Genomic DNA, 19,041 nt, shown 5'->3' on the forward strand with positions numbered 1-19,041 from the left:
CATATAATTTTATACAATCATATATAGATATGATTTAAATCTTCCAATCACTCTCTGAAACAAATTAATAAATGTAAATATGGGAAACACAAAGAAGACCTGTCAGAACCAGGACAGGTCTTTTTCTGAAGATTACTGATCAGGATCGCTATAGCTGACAGAAAAAATAAAATAAGAAATCGTCTGGCCTTCTAGAGTAAAGTCGAACTCTGTCTTACGCTCTTTTCCCATCAATGCTTTGGCCAGGGGAGCATCAATACTGATCCAACCTTTAGCCAGATCGATTTCATCGGGACCGACAAGGCGCAGATGTTTTTCAATGCCATCATCATCTTCCAAAGTGACCCAGGCGCCGAAATAGACTTTATCGGGATTATCCGGTGTATCAGAAATGACTTTCAGCTGATCCAGGCGCTTACGAAGGTAACGAACCCTGCGATCTATCTCCCGCAGTTGTTTTTTTCCGTAAATATATTCCGCATTTTCTGAACGGTCACCAAGGGCCGCCGCTTCCGATACCGCCTGAGTTACTGCAGGCCTTTTAACTTTCCAGAGCTCATCATGTTCTTCTTCAAGTTTTCTGTATCCCTCTGGAGTGATATAAAACGAAGAGGGTGGCATGGGTGGACGATATCGTGACATGGGAGGATAAATAACTTTGTTGCCAAGCATTAATCGTAATAGTAACCAAAAAAGAAATCATGTAGGCTACGCCGCCTTTCTATTGTTATGGTTCAGATTGGTCACACGTGAAGCGTTATAAGCAAAGTATCCTGTCAGACTACTTTGTTACGCGGGATAGTTCAGGTCCGCGTCATCATATTGTCGAGGCCAATTACGATATCGAAGAGCAGGGCAATCGCACCCTGTGCACTTTAGTTATTCATCGGGAGTGGGAATTTGAAATTCTTTCAAACGCTCATCTGGTCCAGGCCTGTCATATCTGCAAAGCGATTCTTGATCAGCGTATCAGTAATATGCCTGGCCTGCGTAAGCACCGCATGGAAGGTGGAGAACCTCGCCAGTTTGAACTCCCCATCTGCCAGCTTGGCCTTGATCTTAAGTAAGATTTTTCAGAAAACTTTTTTCTTCTGTAGGAAAGAACCAGCCGCACAGGGTGTCAGCTGGTTCTAAGGCTTTATCTTTCCCGTCCAGGTAAAACATTCCGCAGCTTTTCAGCCATATCACGAATACTGGTTTCTGTGGTGGCCCAGTCGATACAGGCGTCGGTAATGGAAACGCCGTATTTCAGCTGGCTCAGATCCGCAGGAATTTTCTGGTTGCCCCAGCCCAGATGGCTTTCTACCATCAGGCCGATAATAGAAGTGTTGCCTTCCACTATCTGGTTGGACACATTTTCCATCACCAGCGGTTGCAGTTCTGGATCCTTATTGGAATTGGCATGGCTGCAATCGATCATCAGATTAGTAGTCAGTCCGGCATCGGTCAGCTCTTTCTCGCACAAAGCAACGCTGACAGAGTCATAGTTTGGCTTGCCATTGCCTCCCCGCAGCACGACATGACCATAGGGATTGCCCTGGGTATGGGTTACGGCAACCTGACCCTGGTGGTTAATGCCCAGGAAGCGGTGGGGGCTGGATACAGATTCAAGGGCATTAATCGCTACAGTCAGGCCACCATCGGTACCATTCTTGAAACCGACGGGGGAAGAGAGGCCACTGGCCATTTCCCGGTGGGTCTGGGATTCTGTCGTCCGGGCACCGATAGCAGACCAGGTGATAAGATCCTGGAGATACTGGGGGCTGATGGGGTCAAGGGCTTCCGTGGCGGTAGGCAGGCCGATATCCACGATATCCAGAAGCAACTGCCGAGCGGTGTGCAGGCCTTTTTCCAGATGAAACGAATCGTTCATATCCGGGTCGTTGATAAGACCTTTCCAACCCGTTGTCGTTCGGGGCTTTTCAAAGTAAACCCGCATAACCAGATAGAGAGTGTCTGATACTTCATCAGCCAGGACTTTCAGCTTTTCCGCATACTCATGGGCGGCCTTGATATCGTGGATGGAGCAGGGTCCAACAACGACGAATAAGCGTTTGTCTTTGCCCTCAAGAATATCGCGAATAACTTCACGGCTGGTTTCAATGCGCTCTCGGGCTTCTTTCGTCAGGGGAATGGTGGTTTTCAATTCCTGGGGCGTTACCAGAACCGTTTGAGACGCAATGTTAAGGTCTTCTACCGGATGACTGCTCATCACTCAAAACTGCCTCTTATCATATTTCATTTGTTGTTGGGCACACTCTAAATCAAAACCTGTCAGGGTCATAATTATTTACCGTTTTTGGATGTTCAGAACGATTTCTCACAGGTTTACAGATTCCTTCCGCTCCCGTTAGTATTTGCCTAAACAGAAAATCAATAGAAACGGAATGCGGTTCCTGGATTCCAGAAAATCTGCATCAGGCCAGCGCGTAACGCAGGCCCATCACCAGCAGAATCAGGGCCAGGATTCTTTGCAGGAGGATTTCCGGAAGTTTCTGGCCCACTTTCGCGCCAACATGTATGGCTGGCAGTGAACCAATCAGCAGACAGCCCAGAAGCAGGAAGTCCACGTTGCCCAGAAACAGGTGCCCGACACCGGCAACAAACGTTAGCGGTACCGCATGGGCCAGGTCTGTACCAACAACACGGACCGAAGTCAGGGCAGGATAGAGAATCATCAGAATGGCAGTGCCAAACGCGCCGGCGCCAACGGAGGAGAGCGTGACCAGCGCCCCGAGAAAGAAACCCATAACAACGGTGACCGGCATGGATTTTTCCTGCATCCAGTGCACGACACCATCGCCCTCGCCGGAGGCCAGAATTTTTCCACGGAACAGCAACACGATTGCTGTCAGAATCAGCATAAAGCCAAGGCTGCTGGTAAGGATGCGGGTATAGGCATCACTGTCGTGAAAATAATTATTCAGCAGCCAGATTGTTACCAGGGAGGCGGGTATACTGCCAAGCGCCAGCAGGCCAACCAGGGACCAGCGGATGGTATGCTGGCGATGATGGGCTATAACACCTCCGGTTTTAGTGATGGAGGCATACATGAGGTCGGTACCGATCGCCGTGGCTGGGGGGAAACCGAACATCAGCAAAAGAGGTGTCATCAGTGACCCTCCACCGATTCCGGTCAGCCCGACAGCGAAGCCCACTCCGGCTCCGGCGATAATATATAGCAGGACATCCATATTTGAATTATTGTCTACAGTTATAAATGTTTGGCCACTTGGGAAGAATCACGATTAAAACCTCCGCGTTTCAGGCTGCTGGCAAATGTATCGGTCACTATCTATTCTTCAAAGTAATATTTGCTTATATTTTTATACTATTACCGAATATGGGTTAAGTGGAGGCAATAAATGAAGCTGCAACAGCTGCGATATATATGGGAAGTAGCCCACCATGACCTTAATGTATCGGCCACGGCGCAGAGTCTTTACACGTCCCAGCCCGGGATCAGTAAACAGATCCGGCTGCTGGAAGATGAACTGGGGGTGGAAGTTTTTGCCCGCAGCGGCAAACACCTCACCCGCATAACCCCCGCAGGGGAGAAGATTATTGAGACCGCAGGGGAAATCCTGCGCAAGGTGGATTCCATCAAGCAGGTGGCCCAGGAGTTCAGTAATGAAAAGAAGGGCACTCTGGCCATCGCCACCACCCATACCCAGGCTCGTTATGCGCTGCCCGGGGTGATCCAGGAATTTATCAACAAGTACCCGGATGTATCCCTGAATATGCACCAGGGGACCCCCAGCCAGATTGCCGAGATGGCAGCAGACGGAACTGTGGACTTTGCCATTGCCACAGAAGCTCTGGAGATGTTCAGCGACCTGATTATGATGCCCTGCTACAGCTGGAACCGCTGTATCCTTGTCCCCCGAAACCATCCCCTGACCCAGATTCCAAGGCTCAGTCTTCAGGATATTGGTCAGTATCCCATAGTGACTTATGTCTTCGGCTTTACCGGTCGTTCACGACTGGATGATGCCTTTATCAAGGAAGGTATCGCCCCCAAGGTGGTATTTACCGCAGCCGACGCCGACGTGATCAAAACCTATGTAAGACTGGGCCTGGGCATAGGCATAGTAGCTCGAATGTCCTACGACCCAGAACTGGATCAGGATCTGGTTCCCCTGGAAGCAGGACATCTGTTTGATCCCAGCGTGACCCATATCGGTTTCCGCAAGGGCACATTCCTGCGGGGCTACATGTATGAATTTATTGAGAAATTTGCTCCCCACCTGAACAAAGACCTTATTGATCAGGCTGTAGCTCACCATAGTAAGGCGGATATTGAGGAATTGTTTGAGAATATCAAACTGCCAGAACTCTGAAGCCCAGTAGTTTAAGGCTCCAGGCTGGAGCCAGACAGGGCGACGTGAACAGTCGCCCGATATCTGAAGAAATATTTTCTGAAATGTCTTTTTTAAAAGCGTCTCAGGCTTCCAACACTTCCTTAACCAGTTTGAAATAAATAGTGAACACTTGGGGTTCCTGACCTTCACGTTCGACCACAAAGAAGGGCGCTTTTTCAACGCCCAGCAGGGTGGACAGCTGCATACCTTCGCTGGTCGGGTCATCTTCCCTGGCTTCAATAATGTGATCTATGCGGTTGATATGGCCGGATGTTTCCAGCTTTTCCATAACCTGGCCACATTTCTGGCAGAGACTGCCGTTCGCCAGAATTTTTTTCACCATTGTTATCTTCATCGTATCTGTGCACGTCCAGCGACTGTTATTTTTGATGAACAGATTCTACCAACGGGCGTTTATGAAGGCATAGTAACTTCCTGCCATATAAATATAACGTGGTAAATTTTCCTGCTCTTGCAGGTTTACACCGTAAGCCTGCGGGGATAGAGTTGCCTCAAAATATACGTACAACACGACAATAAAACTATTTAATAAAACTTTTTAAGTGGGGATCGCAGTGGAAATCGCATGTCTCGACCTGGAAGGGGTTCTGATTCCGGAAATCTGGATACGTTTTGCCGAGCAGACGGGCCTTGAAGAACTCAAGGCCACCACCCGGGATATACCCGATTATGATGAGCTGATGACGATGCGCTTGTCTGTGCTTGATCGTCATGGTCTGGGTATTCAGGAAATCCAGGCGGTGATCGCTGAAATGGCTCCAATTCCCGGTGCCCGTGGTTTTGTGGACTGGCTGCGGGAAAATTTCCAGGTGGTTATTCTTTCCGACACTTTCTACGAGTTTGCCCAGCCCCTGATGCGTCAGTTGGGCTTCCCGACTTTGTTGTGCCATCGTTTGGAAATTAACGACAAAGGGCGAGTGACCAACTATAAAATCCGCCAGCCTGACCCCAAGCGTACTTCTGTAAAGGCTTTTCATAGTCTGAAGTACCGGGTTATTGCGGCAGGTGACTCTTACAATGACACGACCATGTTGTCTGAAGCAGAAGCGGGCATTCTGTTTAAGGCACCGGATAATGTGATTGCTGAGTTTCCTCAGTTCCCGGCTGTTCACTCTTATGAAGAGCTGAAGTTGGAATTCTGTAAGGCAAGTGTTCGGGATATTAATCCCTAGTGCTGGAAAGCCCTGGTTACCGAAGCATCGGTATAACCTATGCGAGTCTCCCCGGCATAGCCGGGGTTACCCGTATTAATAAAGATGTCCTTCCCGCAATTTACGCAGGCGCTCTAAGGTCTGCCCGTCAATATGGTCATGTTCAAACCTGTCGTTACGGTGCTTACCCATTTGCCAGGGAAGGTTCTGGTAGTAACCCCGGGCACCGGTTTCCGGTGAGGGGAATTTAATCACCTGGAACCAGGGGGAGTAATCAAAATCCCCCGGTGTACAGAACAGGGGGTTGCGCTGATAAAGCCGTTTGCCATTGTCCTTATCCGATAAAACCAGTGGGCGTACGGGGAAATTCACAAAACTGAAGGCTTCGGCAATCAGGGTGGCGCAGGTTGTTTTTGGAGCAGGTGCTGGTTCCCGAAAAAGCACGGAGCGCCAGCGTCGAAGTAACAATCCCATGGGCATCAGCAGGCGGCAGAGATCGATAATCTGCCTGACATCATACTCCTGCCCAAGCCTGGAGGCGGCAAAATTCAGTACCTGATCCCGATCCTTGGGGGCCAGTCCTTCCGGGCGGCAGATACGCAGGTGTTCACCTTTATACACCGCCAAGGGGCGAACCACCGTGCCTATGCCCAGTTCGCTTTCAAGAATCAGTTGAGGGTTTCTCTTTTTGCAGCTTTTACGGTCAAAGTTTTTCAGAATGGCCCCCTGCAGCCGGTCACTTTCAATATCTTCCAGCCTGCCAATATAAAGTGCCGCATGGGTCCAGCGGCTCATGGTTAAACGCTGAATAATACTGGCCACCCGGGAACGACCCTCCACAAGTACAACATCACCGGGCTTGAGTTCGTGGCGCAATTCATCAAAGTCGGTAATGGGGCCGGGTAGGGGAGGTTCATAAATCAGCCAGGCGCTGGCTTTTTCAAGAAGCCCTTGGCGGAACTGCTTAAAGCGGGTGATCAGGTTGGTCAGGATTCGTCCTTGAATCTTGTCTGCCCTTGCCATTCTCTTTTGCCTCACATTTCCGTGTTTAATAATGTCGGTTGGTTTTTGATTAACTTATAGTGAGTTGCAGGCGATGAAACGGGACGGCTAAGCCCATATACTTGTCCATCAGCCTGCAGTGACAAACTGACAGGGGGCTGTTGCGATTGTATGACAGAGTGGAGAAGGAAACATGACCGACGGGCAAGATCGTGCGGGTGGACTGCTGGGGCAGATTACTGGAGCCAGTGACGGAAAAAAATTACCACCGGTGCATAGCTGGAACCCTCCGTTCTGCGGCGATATTGATATGGTGATCAAACGGGATGGCTCCTGGCATTACCAGGGCAGCCCCATAGGTCGGGAGCGTATGGTGCGGCTGTTTTCCACGGTACTGCGCAAAGATGATGACGACTATTTTCTGGTTACCCCGGTAGAAAAGGTGGGCATTACCGTTGAGGATGTGCCTTTTATTGCTATTTCAGTGGAGGTGCTGGAGCAGAGTGGCAGGCCGGCTCTGAAATTTGTCACCAATGTGGGGGATGCCGTTATCGTCGATAATGAATATCCCCTGTGGGTTGAATTCGCGCCAGAAACGGGAGAGCCGGAACCCTACATCCGGGTGCGGGATCGTCTGGAAGCCCGGGTGCACCGGAATGTCTTCTATGAGCTGGTGAGTATGGCTTATGTGCGCAGCGTAGACGGAAAAGAATGGTACGGTGTAGAGAGTTGTGGGGAATTTTTTAAGATCTCTCCCCATATTGCAGAAGACGAATACGATCTGTGAGCAAACGCCTGGTTGTCCGGGCTGCATTTTTTCAAATCATAAAAAACACCCCGCAGACCGAGTGGTCTGCGGGGTGTTTTGTTTCAACGCTGAAACATTTTACATATTGGGATAGTTCGGGCCACCGGCACCTTCCGGAGTGACCCAGGTAATATTCTGGGCCGGATCCTTAATATCACAGGTCTTACAATGAACGCAGTTCTGGCTGTTGATCTGGAAGCGCTTTTTGCCATCGGCTTCTTCAACGACTTCATAAACGCCGGCCGGGCAGTAACGCTGGGCGGGTTCATCGAACTTGGGCAGATTGTCACGGATAGGCAGGTCAGGGTCGGTCAGCAGCAGATGGCAGGGCTGGTCTTCTTCGTGGTTGGTGTTGGACAGAAAGACTGAGCTCAGTTTGTCGAAGCTGATTTTTCCGTCAGGCTTGGGGTAATCGATCTTCGGGCATTCGGAAGCCAGCTTCATCTGGGCATAATCCGCAGCCGGGTCACGCAGGGTAAAGGGCAGTTTACCGTTGAAGATGTTCAGGTCGAACCAGGCGATTGCGCCGCCAACAAAGGCACCAAACTTATGCAGCAGGGGGCCGAAGTTACGCTGCTCGTGAAGTTCCTGGTACAGCCAGGAGTTTTCAAAGACAGTGGTGAATGAGGTCAGTTCCTGGCCGCCTTCATCACCAGCCTTGATGGCTTCAAATACAGATTCAGCAGCAATCATGCCGGATTTCATGGCTGTATGAGAACCCTTGATCTTGGCATTGTTCATGGTCCCAGCATCACAACCGATCAGCAGGCCGCCAGGCATGGTCATCTTGGGCAGGGACTGCAGACCGCCTTTGTTCAGCGCCCTGGCACCGTAAGATACACGTTTGCCGCCTTCCAGATACTGCTTATACAGAGGATTCTGCTTCAGGCGCTGGAATTCATCAAACGGGTTAACATGGGGATTGGAGTAGTTCAGGTCAGTGATCAGGCCAACAACAACCTGGTTGTTTTCCAAGTGATACAGGAAGCTGCCACCAGTGGAGCCGCTTTCTGTCAGAGGCCAGCCTGCTGTGTGCAGAACCAGTCCCTGCTTATGCTTTTCTGCGGGGATATCCCAAAGCTCTTTAATGCCGATGCCGTAGTGTGCAGGATCTTTGCCTTCGTCCAGCTGATAAGTATTGATCAGCTGTTTGCCGAGATGACCACGGCAGCCTTCCGCGAACATGGTGTACTTGGCGCGCAGTTCCATACCGGGCATGTAGCTGTCTTTTTTGGAGCCGTCTTCGGCAATACCCATATCGCCGGTGATGATGCCCTTAACCACACCATTTTCAAGCAGCGGTTCCTGGGCCGCAAAACCTGGGAAGATTTCTACACCAAGAGATTCAGCTTGCTCCGCCAGCCAGCGGCACAAATTACCAAGGCTGATAATATAGTTGCCTTCATTGTGCATGGTCTTATGGGTCATGAAATGGGGGAACTTCCTGCCACTCTCTGCGCCAGTCAGATAATGGATTTCATCAGCGGTGACAGGAGTGTTCAGGGGGGCACCTTTCTCTTTCCAGTCGGGGAAGAGTTCATTCAGGGCGCGGGGTTCGAATACTGCACCGGAAAGGATATGGGCACCAACTTCGGAACCTTTCTCTACCAGACAGACAGTCAGCTCCTGTTCCGCTTCCTGGGCCTGCTGCATCAGGCGACAGGCGGCGGACAGGCCAGCAGGACCACCACCAACTATTACTACATCAAATTCCATGGATTCGCGTTCCATGACTGACCTCCTGCTTTGACAATTCGGCAATCGAGCACGTAATCAGCTATTAAAATTAAACGCTCGTTTTAATTATTTTGTGAGCATTATACGGAGGGTACCGCAGATAGCCAACGGCATATACCTACATAAATTCCATATCTTTCGGGTGCTTAGCAGTAAAAGCTGTTAAGGGGGAACTGTGGACAATTGAAAGGCTATAGAGGTCATTGGAAGCCATATAAGTTAAACATACGTTTGAATACGTATTTGCCTGCTGATAGACTCGGTCTCGCAATGGGGGTGAGAGACTTACGATTCATGAAAGCTCTACTCACAGACTGCTTCAGCCCAACAACGAAAAGGAAGGCTGCAAAAGTATGAAGGTTCTTGTAGCTGTCAAGCGAGTCATCGACTACAACGTCAAGGTTCGCGTGAAATCTGACAACACTGATGTTGATCTGACCAACGTCAAAATGGCTATCAACCCATTCTGCGAAATCGCTGTGGAAGAAGCGGTTCGCCTGAAAGAGAAGGGTGTGGCTTCCGAAATCGTCGTCGTTTCCATGGGGCCCAAGGCCTGCCAGGAACAGATCCGTACCGCCCTGGCTCTGGGTGCTGACCGCGGTATTCAGGTAGATACTGACGAAAAACTGGATTCCCTGGCTGTTGCCAAACTGCTCAAAGCTGTTTACGAAGAAGAAAAGCCTGGACTGGTTATTCTCGGTAAGCAGGCTATCGATAGTGATAACAACCAGACCGGCCAGATGCTGGCGGCCCTCGCCGGCCTGCCTCAGGGTACTTTTGCGTCCGAAGTTGCTGTTGAAGACGGTAAAGTGAACGTAACCCGTGAAGTTGACGGCGGCCTGCAGACTGTTGCCCTGAACCTGCCGGCGGTTGTCACCACCGATCTGCGCCTGAACGAGCCCCGTTACGCCAAGCTGCCCGATATCATGAAGGCCAAGCGTAAGCCTCTGGCCGTGAAGAGCCCCGCGGATTACGGCGTTGATACCGCTTCCAGCATCACCCTGCTGAAGGTTGAAGCACCTGCTGAACGCTCCGCCGGTATCAAGGTTGGCAGCGTCGACGAGCTGGTAGAGAAACTGAAGAACGAGGCGAAGGTAATCTAATGAGCATTCTGGTAATCGCTGAACATAACAATGCCAGCCTGAATGCTGCAACGCTGGCTACTGTGACCGCTGCCAAGGCTGTTGGTGGTGACATCACTGTATTGGTTGCCGGCAGTGGCTGTGGCGCTGTTGCCGAGCAGGCTGCTCAGGTTAAAGGCGTAAGCAAGGTTCTGGTTGCTGACAACGCCTCTTTCGAAAATCAGCTGGCTGAAAACGTCAGCCTGCTGATCGCTGAAGTTGGCAAGGGTTACAGCCACATCCTGGCTTCCGCTACTACCGATGGCAAAAACATTATGCCCCGTGTAGCGGCCCTGCTGGACGTTGACCAGATCTCCGACATTATTGCTGTTGAGAGCGCTGATACTTTCAAGCGTCCTATCTATGCCGGTAACGCTATTGCCACTGTTCAGTCTTCCGCTTCCGTGAAGGTGATCACTGTTCGTGGTACTGCCTTTGACAAGGCAGCTGAAACCGGTGGTTCCGCTTCTGTAGAACAGCTGGCAGCCACTCAGGACGCTGGCACTTCTGCATTTGTTGGTGCTGAATTGGCTAAGTCTGACCGTCCCGAGCTGGCGGCTGCCGAGATTGTTATCTCCGGTGGTCGTGGCATGGGTAACGGTGAGAACTTCGAAATCCTGTACAAACTGGCTGACAAGCTGGGTGCCGCCGTTGGTGCATCCCGTGCGGCCGTTGACGCAGGTTTCGTACCCAACGACATGCAGGTTGGTCAGACCGGTAAGATCGTTGCTCCGTCCCTGTATGTAGCGGTGGGTATCTCCGGTGCTATCCAGCACCTGGCCGGTATGAAAGAGTCCAAAATCATTGTTGCTATCAACAAGGATGAAGAGGCTCCGATCTTCCAGGTTGCCGACTACGGCCTCGTAGCAGACCTGTTTGAAGCTGTACCGGAGCTGACTGATAAGGTTTAATTCTTGTTTTCAGTTGCATGATACAGTCGCACAAGGCCCTGTGCGCGAAAACCGTTCCGGTGAAAACCGGGACGGTTTTTTAATATTTCCTGAATTGTTGTCTGCATGCTGTGTCCTCAATGGCCGGCTGGATAATGATCAAGATGAACGTAATACATTTCCCTTGCATTGCCCTTTTTTTTAGCTAGTTTTGGGTTGCTCTACCGAGCTGAAAGCCAAAGCCACCTCGGCCAGAGTTGATTATTCAATTAGTCATTACTGGTATCCTGTCATGTGTAGAGTGAACCCTGTTATTTCTCCCAGAAAGATGGATTTCAGATTTGACAAGCTTGAAAAGTATTGGAACAGAGATGACCCTTTCCTGAGCTGTTTAGGGAACGGCCTGTCTGCTTCGTTTGTTCCGGCTGAAAGAATTCTCATCCAGGCTGCTGATAATTATCTGGATGCTTATCATCGCCAAAAAATTAAAAACTTTACCGCCCAGGAAAAGATCCACTCTTACCAGCACAGAAAGTACAATGAAGCCCTGTTGAAGCAGGGAAAGTCTCTGGGTATTGATGTGGTTTGCAGACATAACGAGAAAGTCATTTCCATCCTGGAGCGCTTCTTCTCTGATAAATCCCAACTGGCAATCGCCTGCGCAATTGAGCACTTCACAGCTTTAATGGCGGATTTCATATTAAGGAACCATGAGGTCTGGCTTGATAATATGCCAGGAAATATAAGAGGGCTATGGACATGGCACGCAATCGAAGAAATAGAACATAAGGCTGTTTGCTTTGATTGCTATCATAAGATTGGGGGAGGGTATATACGTCGTATATCAGTCATGCCAATTATAACGGGTGTGTTTTTATACCTTCTGTTATTCAATACCGGCTATCTTCTTTGGAAAGACAAGGTGTTATTTAATAAGAAAACAATAAAGTCTTTTTTTAACTATTTCTTAGGGAGAAAGGGAATGTTGACAGAAACGTTTATTGAATATTTTAAGTATTATTCATGGACGTTTCATCCATGGAACAAGAACAATTTCTCTTTAGTTTGCTTCCATTACAAAAGAAGTGTCGCTTATTTTGTAATAAAAGGCTCCCCCCCACAGCAGCAGGCAGATTGAGATGCCCTGGATCATGAATTGCCGCTGTGAACTTAATTCAGATAGCAATCCTTCCTATCAAACAAGCACGAAGGAGTCTGCTTTATGGCAGAAACCATGCATCACTGCTGCCGGTCTCTTCCATGGCCACTTCGCAGCTTGAACGTATTGGGACGCGTTATGCAGGGCAGTGGGTTCAGACCTGTCAATCTTGAACTTGATACGCTTTTGCATCAGGCGCAATCCCATACAGGGCTTACTGACTTTGGTGATCAGAAGTTCCTTGAAGCCCTTGATAGTTTACTTGCAGCCCTGGAAAGCGAAGCTGGCCTGACATTGTCAGGCAGAATAGCAGCTCGAACTGATATCCTGAAACTACTGGTGAACCGGCTGAGGCTGCAGGAGACTTTTAAACGCCATCCCGAGATCACAGATCAGCACATTCTTAATCCAATATTCATTGTTGGCGCGCCACGCACGGGGACATCCGTACTTCATGGACTTATGGCTCAGGATGCTGCCAACAGAGTTCCTGTAAGCTGGGAGGTCCAATATCCACTGCCGCCGCCGAAGAAGAAAAATTCCCATGGTGATCGCCGTATAGAAAAGTGTGAAAAGCAACTCAAGAAAATTGATCGCCTGGCACCCGAGATAAAAACAATTCACCCTATGGGCGCGGAGTTGCCCCAGGAATGTATTTTTTTCACAGCAATGGATTTTGCTTCCCCCTTCTTCGCAATGCGTTTTTATGTCCCCAGCTATCAGCAATGGCTGTTGACAGCTGATATGACCTGGGTCTATGAGAACCATCGGCGCTTTTTGCAGTTGCTGCAATGGCAAACCCGCTGCGCACGCTGGGTGCTGAAAAGCCCTGGGCATTTGTGGTTTCTGCCTGCCTTGATGAAAGTTTATCCGGACGCAAGGATCATTCAAACCCACAGGGATCCGCTCAGAGTCATGGCGTCGTTAACCAGCCTGACCACATCCCTGCATCGTCTTGTCAGTGACCATGTGGACAGTCATCAGCTCGCCCATCGCCTCAGTGAAAATCTCGAAGAAGGATTAGACCGTTCAATTCTGGCAAGGGAGAGTAAGTTGATAGTGCCTCCCAATGTTTTTGACCTCCACTACTCTGAATTTATTCAGGATAAGGTAGCTATGGTCAGGAAAATCTATGGGTGTTTTGGCGAACAATTGAGTAACCAGGCTGAACAGGCTATGGGGGCATTTCTTGCTGATAACCCAGCAGATAAGCATGGTATACATCAATATACGTTTGCGGATACTGGTCTCGATTTTTACAGTGAACGACAACGTTATGCCCGTTATCAGAATTACTTTGATATATGTTCAGAAGAGATCTGATTCCCATTGAATACGCCCCTGCCAGCCTACATGTCCAGGAAATGATGCAAGAGCAGTGCTGCAACTCCGGTTCGCATAAAGGCAAAGGGGCCGGTTTCCAGAAAACGCATGATATTCCATACTAATTGAGTTCGTCCTGGAGCATACTGAATTTCGCCATCTTTACTCAGACCTACCCACTGTACTCCCTTATACCAGCCCCGAAGTATTATGATGAGCCACCATAATCCACCAATGGTCGTGTAACAGAAAATATACATTTTTGTCTCCGGGAGGAGCATGCATGTGTAAATTGTAAGGCTAATGAACGTCGCCCATTCTGCAAGCCGAAAGGGAAGCGAGTCTGTCAGGCTGCGCGTGGAGAGTTCCGTTCCATCCAACTCCCGTGAGCGTCGCTGTGTGCCGAGAGCGAGCAACAATGGCAGGGTTAGCTCGAAAACGATTAAAGCTGCCCCGTAGTTTGAGAGTCCTGGAGTGAGCCACCAAAGCACGGGCACGAAGAACAATAACCAAATACTTAACCCCTCGATGGCCACTTGCACCAGAAAACCCGGAAGCTTCCATGCATTGCGGATAAAATCGCTGGAATCCATTTTTCGCATGCCGTTGAGCTGGATACTGACTTCCATAAAAATGAGGTAGGTTCCCATAAACAGAACAAGCGACACTGTTTCTGTACTACCACGCACCAGATAGTCGGCGGCAATGTAAGCAAATGCGCGCAGAATGTGAAAAGTTTTCTCCCAGGGCTGGGAGTAGTCCACAACACGTACAACATAAGCATCTCCCAGCCAGCGTGTGAATACACCGCTGCTGCGAATGCGGAGTGTGACGACTGCAAGAACCCCGTAGTAAGCCGTTAGAATCAGAACAAGCAGACAGAATACGTACAGACCAGACGCCATGGGAAGTTCTCATTATAACCAGGCTCGGCTCGGCAAGCCGTCGAGTGTCAGAGTGTAGCCCATGGTTTTCAGGGAGTGTCTTCTTTATTGGAAGATAAACCGAAACCCGTGTTCAAATTACGGGTTTCGGCTGGTCATTAAGGGAGAGATCAATGGGTAGTGGAGACCGCTGTCTGCCTCTGTTGCTGATGATTGCGGGCAATGTAGGTATACATCACCGGAATCACAAACAGGGTAAAAAGGGTACCAATGGTCATGCCTGTGGTAATTACCACGCCAATATTCAACCGGCTGATAGCCCCCGCGCCGCTGGCGAACAACAGGGGCATAACCCCGAGAACCGTCGCACCGGTGGTCATCAGTATGGGCCGCAGACGCAGTGAGGAGGCTTCAATCACAGCCTCTTTCATGGACGCCCCCTGTTCCTGCAGTTTGTTGGCAAACTCCACAATCAGAATACCGTGCTTGGTAATCAGGCCGATCAGGGTGACCAGACCAATCTGAGTATAAATATTCATGGAGATATTCAGGCCAAAGCCAAACTGAAGCATCGTTCCCAATACCAGTGGGATCAGTGCGCCACAAATAGACATGGGCACGGTCAGCATCACCACCAGCGGGTCACGGAAACTTTCAAACTGGGCGGACAGCACCAGGAAAATCACCAGCAGGGAGATAGCAAAGGTCAACACCAGAGCCTGGCCTTCCTGCATAAACTGGCGGGAGGTACCTTCGTAATCTGTACCAAATCCTTCCGGTGCCAGCTCTTTGGTTTTGGCATTCAGGAACTCAAGGGCTTCCCCAAGGCTTACACCAGGCAGCAGCATGCCCTGGATTTTGGTGGAGTTCAGCTGTTGGAACTGGGCCATCTGGTTGGGGCGGGTATCACTCTCCAGTCTGATAATAGCGGACAGGGGTATCAGGTCACCGGAAGCGGCCCGAACATAATACCGGCCAAGCCACTTTCTACTGATACGGAATTCCCGGTTGGCCTGGGGAATCACTTTATAGCTGCGGCCTTCGATATTCAGTCGGTTCAGTTCACCATTACCCAGCATGGTGGTCAGGGTGTCACTGATATCCTTCATGGATATACCGAGACGAGCGGCCTTGTTGCGGTCGATCAACAGTTCTGTTTCCGGCTTGTTAAACAGCAGTTCGCTCTCCACAAACATAAACATACCTGATGCCCGGGCGCTCTGGACCAGTTCATCGGCGACCCTGGCCAGGGTACGGTAATCGCTGGTGGTATTCAGAATAAACTGCACCGGCAGGCCACCACCGGAACCCGGCAGAGAGGGTTTAATAAATGAGAAGGTCTTGATACCGGTAATCTGGCTCAGGTAGTTTTGCTGCAGGTCTTTCTGTATTTCAGATACAGAGCGTTCCCGCTGGCTCCAGGGCTTCACCACCATACCGGTAAATGAGCTGTTGGGTCCGCCTTCACCATTGATCATAAAGACCTTATGACTTTCCGGGAATGTCTGTATGGCCTCCACAATTTCCGGCGTATATTTGTTCATATAGTCGATGCTGGCGTATTGGGGGGACTTGGACACGATAAATACCAGTCCGTTGTCTTCCGTTGGTGCCAGCTCTCCCTTAGTCATCATAAACATGGGGGGAATGGTGGCCATAACCAGCAGGGCAAACACCAGGGTTACAACCCGGTAGTCCATGGCGTTACTGAGGCGACGACGGTAACGATCTTTCAAACTGTCGAACTTTTTATCCAACCATTTGGCAAAGCCTTTCTGTTCACCGGGCTGCAGCAGCCTGGAGCACATCATCGGGGAGAGGGTCAGGGCGATAATACCCGAAACGATCACAGCCCCTGCCAGGGTAAAGGCGAATTCCCGGAACAACGCCCCTGTTAACCCTTCCATAAAACCGATGGGAGCATACACCGCAGCCAGAGTAATAGTCATGGCAATCACCGGCAGGGCAATTTCCCGGGCACCGGCCAGGGCCGCATCAAAGGGTGTTTTCCCTTCTTCTATATGGCGGTGAATGTTTTCCACCACCACAATAGCGTCGTCTACCACCAGTCCGATAGCCAGTACCATGGCCAGCAGGGTCAACAGGTTAATGGAGTAACCCATGGCTTGCATAAAGAACAGCACCCCGACCATGGACAGGGGAATGGCGATAACCGGAATAAGTACCACCCGGAAGGAACCCAAGAACAGGAAGACTACCAGAACAACAATCAGTGTGGCTTCCAGCAGGGTCTGCACCACTTCATCAATAGATTCCTGGATAAACACTGTGGCGTCAAAAACAATCTGGCCGGTCATGCTGGGGGGCAATTGCTCGACAATACCGGGCATGGCTGCCCGCACCCGCTTGATCACATCCAGGGGGTTGGCGGAAGGCGTGGAAGATACGCCAATATAGGTGGAAGGTTTGCCGTTAAAAGATACAAAGGTATCAAAGCTGGAAGAGGACAGCTCTACATCGGCCACATCCTCAAGGCGTATAACCGTGTCACCCTCTGTTTTCACCGGAATCTGGCGAAAATCCTCCGCCGTACTCAGGCCGGTATCGGCATTGATGCTGGTGGCTACCAGCTCACCCCGGGTCTGGCCGGCTGCGGACTGGACGTTATTGCTCAGCAAGGCCTGGTTGATATCAGTAGTGGTAATAGAAAAGGCCGCCATGCGCACAGGGTCAAGCCAGATACGCATAGCAAAGGATTTGGCACCCAGAATATCAGCGGAACCAACCCCCTCGATAGTAGCCAGCTGGGGCTGGACAACACGTGTCAGGTAGTCGGTCACTTGTTCGCCGGTCATCACCGGGCTGAGGAAACCAATATACACCAGCGAGGAACCCTGGTTATTCCCTTTGGTAATCACCGGGTCACGGGTGTCTTTGGGAAGCTGGCTGCGGACTTCATTGACCTTGGCCATAATCTCCGTCAGGGCCTTGTCTGCGCTGTAGCCCAGCCGCAGGGTGGCGGTAACCGTGGATGCGCTCTGGTTGCTGGAAGACTTCAGATAATCAATCCCTTCCGCGCTGGCGATAGCCTGTTGGATGGGGGTGGTGATAAAACCCTGGATTAACTCGGCGTTGGCGCCGGGGTAAGAGGTTTTTACGGTAATCGTGGCATCCTCCATTACGGGGAATTCCCGTATGGGAAGCTTGTTCAGGGCCTGCAGGCCTACAAGCACGATCAGCAGGCTAACCACCGTGGCCAGTACCGGACGGCGTATAAACAGATCAGTAAAACCCATTATATGTTACTCCCCGGCACCGGCAGACGTAGAATCTTTGATTGTGACCCGGGCACCCTGGCGGAGTTTCATCTGTCCTGCGGTGATAATCTTGTCGCCAGGGTTCAGGCCATCCAGTATTTCAATAAATTTTCCGTGGACCTCTCCGGTACTTACCGCCTTGCGTTCAACGGTCAGGGCATTCGGGCTGTCACCGGTGACCCGGTAAACGGAATCGCCATAGAGGGAATAAGTGATAGCTGTGCGGGGCAGGGTGATGACGTTAACCGGATTCCGGGCAATAACCCGCATATCTGCAAACATACCGGGTACCAGTTTGTGGTCGGGGTTTTCGATCAGGGCCCGCACCTGGATATTTCTGGTTTTACTGTCGATCCTGGCGTTAATGGCATCGATCAGGGCGGTGAACTTCTCATCAGGGTAGGCCTGAACAGTAAATTCAACGGTCTGGCCTATATACAGTGACGGGTAATCCTGTTCCGGCAGGAAGAAATCAATATAAAGGAGGTCGATATTCTGCAGGGTGGTAATCACAGCGCCTTCTTTTAAATAGCTGCCCGGGTCAGCCTTGCGAATACCGACAATGCCATTAAACGGCGCAGTAATATTTTTCTTCAGCAGGGTCGCACGGGTTTGTTCAACGGCGGCTGTGGCATCTTCGTAATTGGCGGCGGACTGGTCAAACTGAGTCTGGGAGACCGCCTTGCGGGCGATCAGGGATTTATTCCGCTCCCAGGTCAGCCGGGCCAGTTTCTGGCGGGCCAGCTGGCTTTTCAGGTTAGCCTGTTCAATATCTGCGTTAAGGCGGGCAAGGGTTTCTTCTTTTTTAATCTGTTGCCCTGACTGAAACCGGATATCTTTGATAACACCGGGAACTTCGGTTTTAATCTCAACTCCCTGATATGCGCGCAGGGAACCAATAGCGGGAATAAACGGTTTCCAGCTGGCCACGACTGCTGTTGTGGTTTCAACGACTATGGGAGGGGGCGTGAAGTTTGCCATGCCCTCGGTCATCATTTTTTTCTCGAATATCTTGTATCCGAACAGGCTGCCGAAAACGAGCACCACAAAAGCCAACATTAACAGCATACGTTTTAACATTAAAATTATTCCTTGCCGGTATTCTTTTTAAAGGCAGTTAAAGGGATGATTATACCCAGATAACTTTCGTGAAAATACTTGTATATTTGCGCTGTTTTTGAGCAAAAAACGGGCTTTGCAAGCCTCGTGACGGCCAGGGGAAATACATTGGTGGTGAGTTGATTTATGGCTCGCGCTTTTATTGAACGGTTACGGATACTTTGATTAACTTCTGTTTTTTGTTTTG

The 19,041-nt window shown here is 50.2% G+C and carries 17 protein-coding genes; 8 read left to right on the forward strand and 9 right to left on the reverse strand.

The window, feature by feature from the left end:
• Positions 1–132: 132 nt before the first annotated feature.
• Entirely contained in the window at positions 133–642 is a 510-nt protein-coding gene (gene greB, locus ACY2RQ_RS13380) for a transcription elongation factor GreB (RefSeq protein WP_490113489.1), read from the reverse strand.
• A gap of 107 nt (positions 643–749) precedes the next feature.
• Between greB and ACY2RQ_RS13385 the strand changes: the two genes are divergently transcribed.
• A complete protein-coding gene (locus ACY2RQ_RS13385) occupies positions 750–1,067 on the forward strand; it encodes a hypothetical protein (RefSeq protein WP_490113490.1) in 318 nt (105 codons plus the stop codon).
• A gap of 71 nt (positions 1,068–1,138) precedes the next feature.
• On the opposite strand, the gene ACY2RQ_RS13390 is transcribed toward ACY2RQ_RS13385, so the two are convergent.
• Entirely contained in the window at positions 1,139–2,212 is a 1,074-nt protein-coding gene (locus ACY2RQ_RS13390) for a 3-deoxy-7-phosphoheptulonate synthase (protein WP_490113491.1), read from the reverse strand.
• A gap of 205 nt (positions 2,213–2,417) precedes the next feature.
• Positions 2,418–3,194 (reverse strand): sulfite exporter TauE/SafE family protein, encoded by a 777-nt coding sequence (locus ACY2RQ_RS13395; protein ID WP_490113492.1) that lies wholly within the window; start codon positions 3,192–3,194, stop codon positions 2,418–2,420.
• 171 nt (positions 3,195–3,365) lie between these two features.
• On the opposite strand from ACY2RQ_RS13395, the gene cysB reads away from it, so the two are divergent.
• Complete coding sequence (cysB, locus tag ACY2RQ_RS13400; RefSeq protein ID WP_490113493.1) at positions 3,366–4,340, forward strand: HTH-type transcriptional regulator CysB; 975 nt, start codon at positions 3,366–3,368, stop codon at positions 4,338–4,340.
• 103 nt (positions 4,341–4,443) lie between these two features.
• Here cysB and ACY2RQ_RS13405 read toward each other — a convergent pair whose 3' ends face one another.
• The gene (locus tag ACY2RQ_RS13405) at positions 4,444–4,704 is read right to left on the reverse strand and encodes a hypothetical protein (protein WP_490113494.1); all 261 of its coding nucleotides are present in this window, start codon (positions 4,702–4,704) and stop codon (positions 4,444–4,446) included.
• Between the two features lie 232 nt (positions 4,705–4,936).
• Here ACY2RQ_RS13405 and thrH point away from each other — a divergent pair, with 232 nt between their 5' ends.
• The gene (gene thrH, locus ACY2RQ_RS13410) at positions 4,937–5,554 is read left to right on the forward strand and encodes a bifunctional phosphoserine phosphatase/homoserine phosphotransferase ThrH (RefSeq protein ID WP_490113495.1); all 618 of its coding nucleotides are present in this window, start codon (positions 4,937–4,939) and stop codon (positions 5,552–5,554) included.
• Between the two features lie 75 nt (positions 5,555–5,629).
• On the opposite strand, the gene ACY2RQ_RS13415 is transcribed toward thrH, so the two are convergent.
• Positions 5,630–6,556, reverse strand: a complete 927-nt coding sequence (locus ACY2RQ_RS13415) for a YiiX/YebB-like N1pC/P60 family cysteine hydrolase (RefSeq protein WP_490113496.1) — start codon at positions 6,554–6,556, stop codon at positions 5,630–5,632.
• A gap of 172 nt (positions 6,557–6,728) precedes the next feature.
• On the opposite strand from ACY2RQ_RS13415, the gene ACY2RQ_RS13420 reads away from it, so the two are divergent.
• Entirely contained in the window at positions 6,729–7,322 is a 594-nt protein-coding gene (locus ACY2RQ_RS13420; RefSeq protein ID WP_490113497.1) for a DUF1285 domain-containing protein, read from the forward strand.
• 99 nt (positions 7,323–7,421) lie between these two features.
• Here ACY2RQ_RS13420 and ACY2RQ_RS13425 read toward each other — a convergent pair whose 3' ends face one another.
• Positions 7,422–9,074 (reverse strand): electron transfer flavoprotein-ubiquinone oxidoreductase, encoded by a 1,653-nt coding sequence (locus tag ACY2RQ_RS13425; RefSeq protein ID WP_490113498.1) that lies wholly within the window; start codon positions 9,072–9,074, stop codon positions 7,422–7,424.
• Between the two features lie 359 nt (positions 9,075–9,433).
• Here ACY2RQ_RS13425 and ACY2RQ_RS13430 point away from each other — a divergent pair, with 359 nt between their 5' ends.
• From ACY2RQ_RS13430 to ACY2RQ_RS13445, 4 genes are all read left to right on the forward strand, one after another.
• Positions 9,434–10,183 (forward strand): electron transfer flavoprotein subunit beta/FixA family protein, encoded by a 750-nt coding sequence (locus ACY2RQ_RS13430; RefSeq protein ID WP_490113499.1) that lies wholly within the window; start codon positions 9,434–9,436, stop codon positions 10,181–10,183.
• Positions 10,183–11,112, forward strand: coding sequence for an electron transfer flavoprotein subunit alpha/FixB family protein (locus ACY2RQ_RS13435; protein ID WP_490113500.1), 930 nt, complete (start codon positions 10,183–10,185; stop codon positions 11,110–11,112). The genes ACY2RQ_RS13430 and ACY2RQ_RS13435 overlap by 1 nt, the downstream gene beginning before the upstream one ends.
• Before the next feature lie 280 nt (positions 11,113–11,392).
• Complete coding sequence (locus tag ACY2RQ_RS13440) at positions 11,393–12,229, forward strand: metal-dependent hydrolase (protein ID WP_490113501.1); 837 nt, start codon at positions 11,393–11,395, stop codon at positions 12,227–12,229.
• 84 nt (positions 12,230–12,313) lie between these two features.
• Positions 12,314–13,573: a sulfotransferase family protein gene (locus ACY2RQ_RS13445; RefSeq protein ID WP_490113502.1), complete on the forward strand. Its 1,260-nt coding sequence runs from the start codon at positions 12,314–12,316 to the stop codon at positions 13,571–13,573.
• Between the two features lie 26 nt (positions 13,574–13,599).
• On the opposite strand, the gene ACY2RQ_RS13450 is transcribed toward ACY2RQ_RS13445, so the two are convergent.
• From ACY2RQ_RS13450 to ACY2RQ_RS13460, 3 genes are all read right to left on the reverse strand, one after another.
• Complete coding sequence (locus tag ACY2RQ_RS13450; protein WP_490113503.1) at positions 13,600–14,478, reverse strand: hypothetical protein; 879 nt, start codon at positions 14,476–14,478, stop codon at positions 13,600–13,602.
• Between the two features lie 149 nt (positions 14,479–14,627).
• A complete protein-coding gene (locus ACY2RQ_RS13455) occupies positions 14,628–17,714 on the reverse strand; it encodes a MexW/MexI family multidrug efflux RND transporter permease subunit (protein ID WP_490113504.1) in 3,087 nt (1,028 codons plus the stop codon).
• Between the two features lie 6 nt (positions 17,715–17,720).
• Positions 17,721–18,815, reverse strand: a complete 1,095-nt coding sequence (locus tag ACY2RQ_RS13460; protein WP_490113505.1) for an efflux RND transporter periplasmic adaptor subunit — start codon at positions 18,813–18,815, stop codon at positions 17,721–17,723.
• Positions 18,816–19,041 lie beyond the last annotated feature (226 nt).

The sequence above is a fragment of the Parendozoicomonas sp. 209JJ7-1 genome (assembly GCF_058147085.1).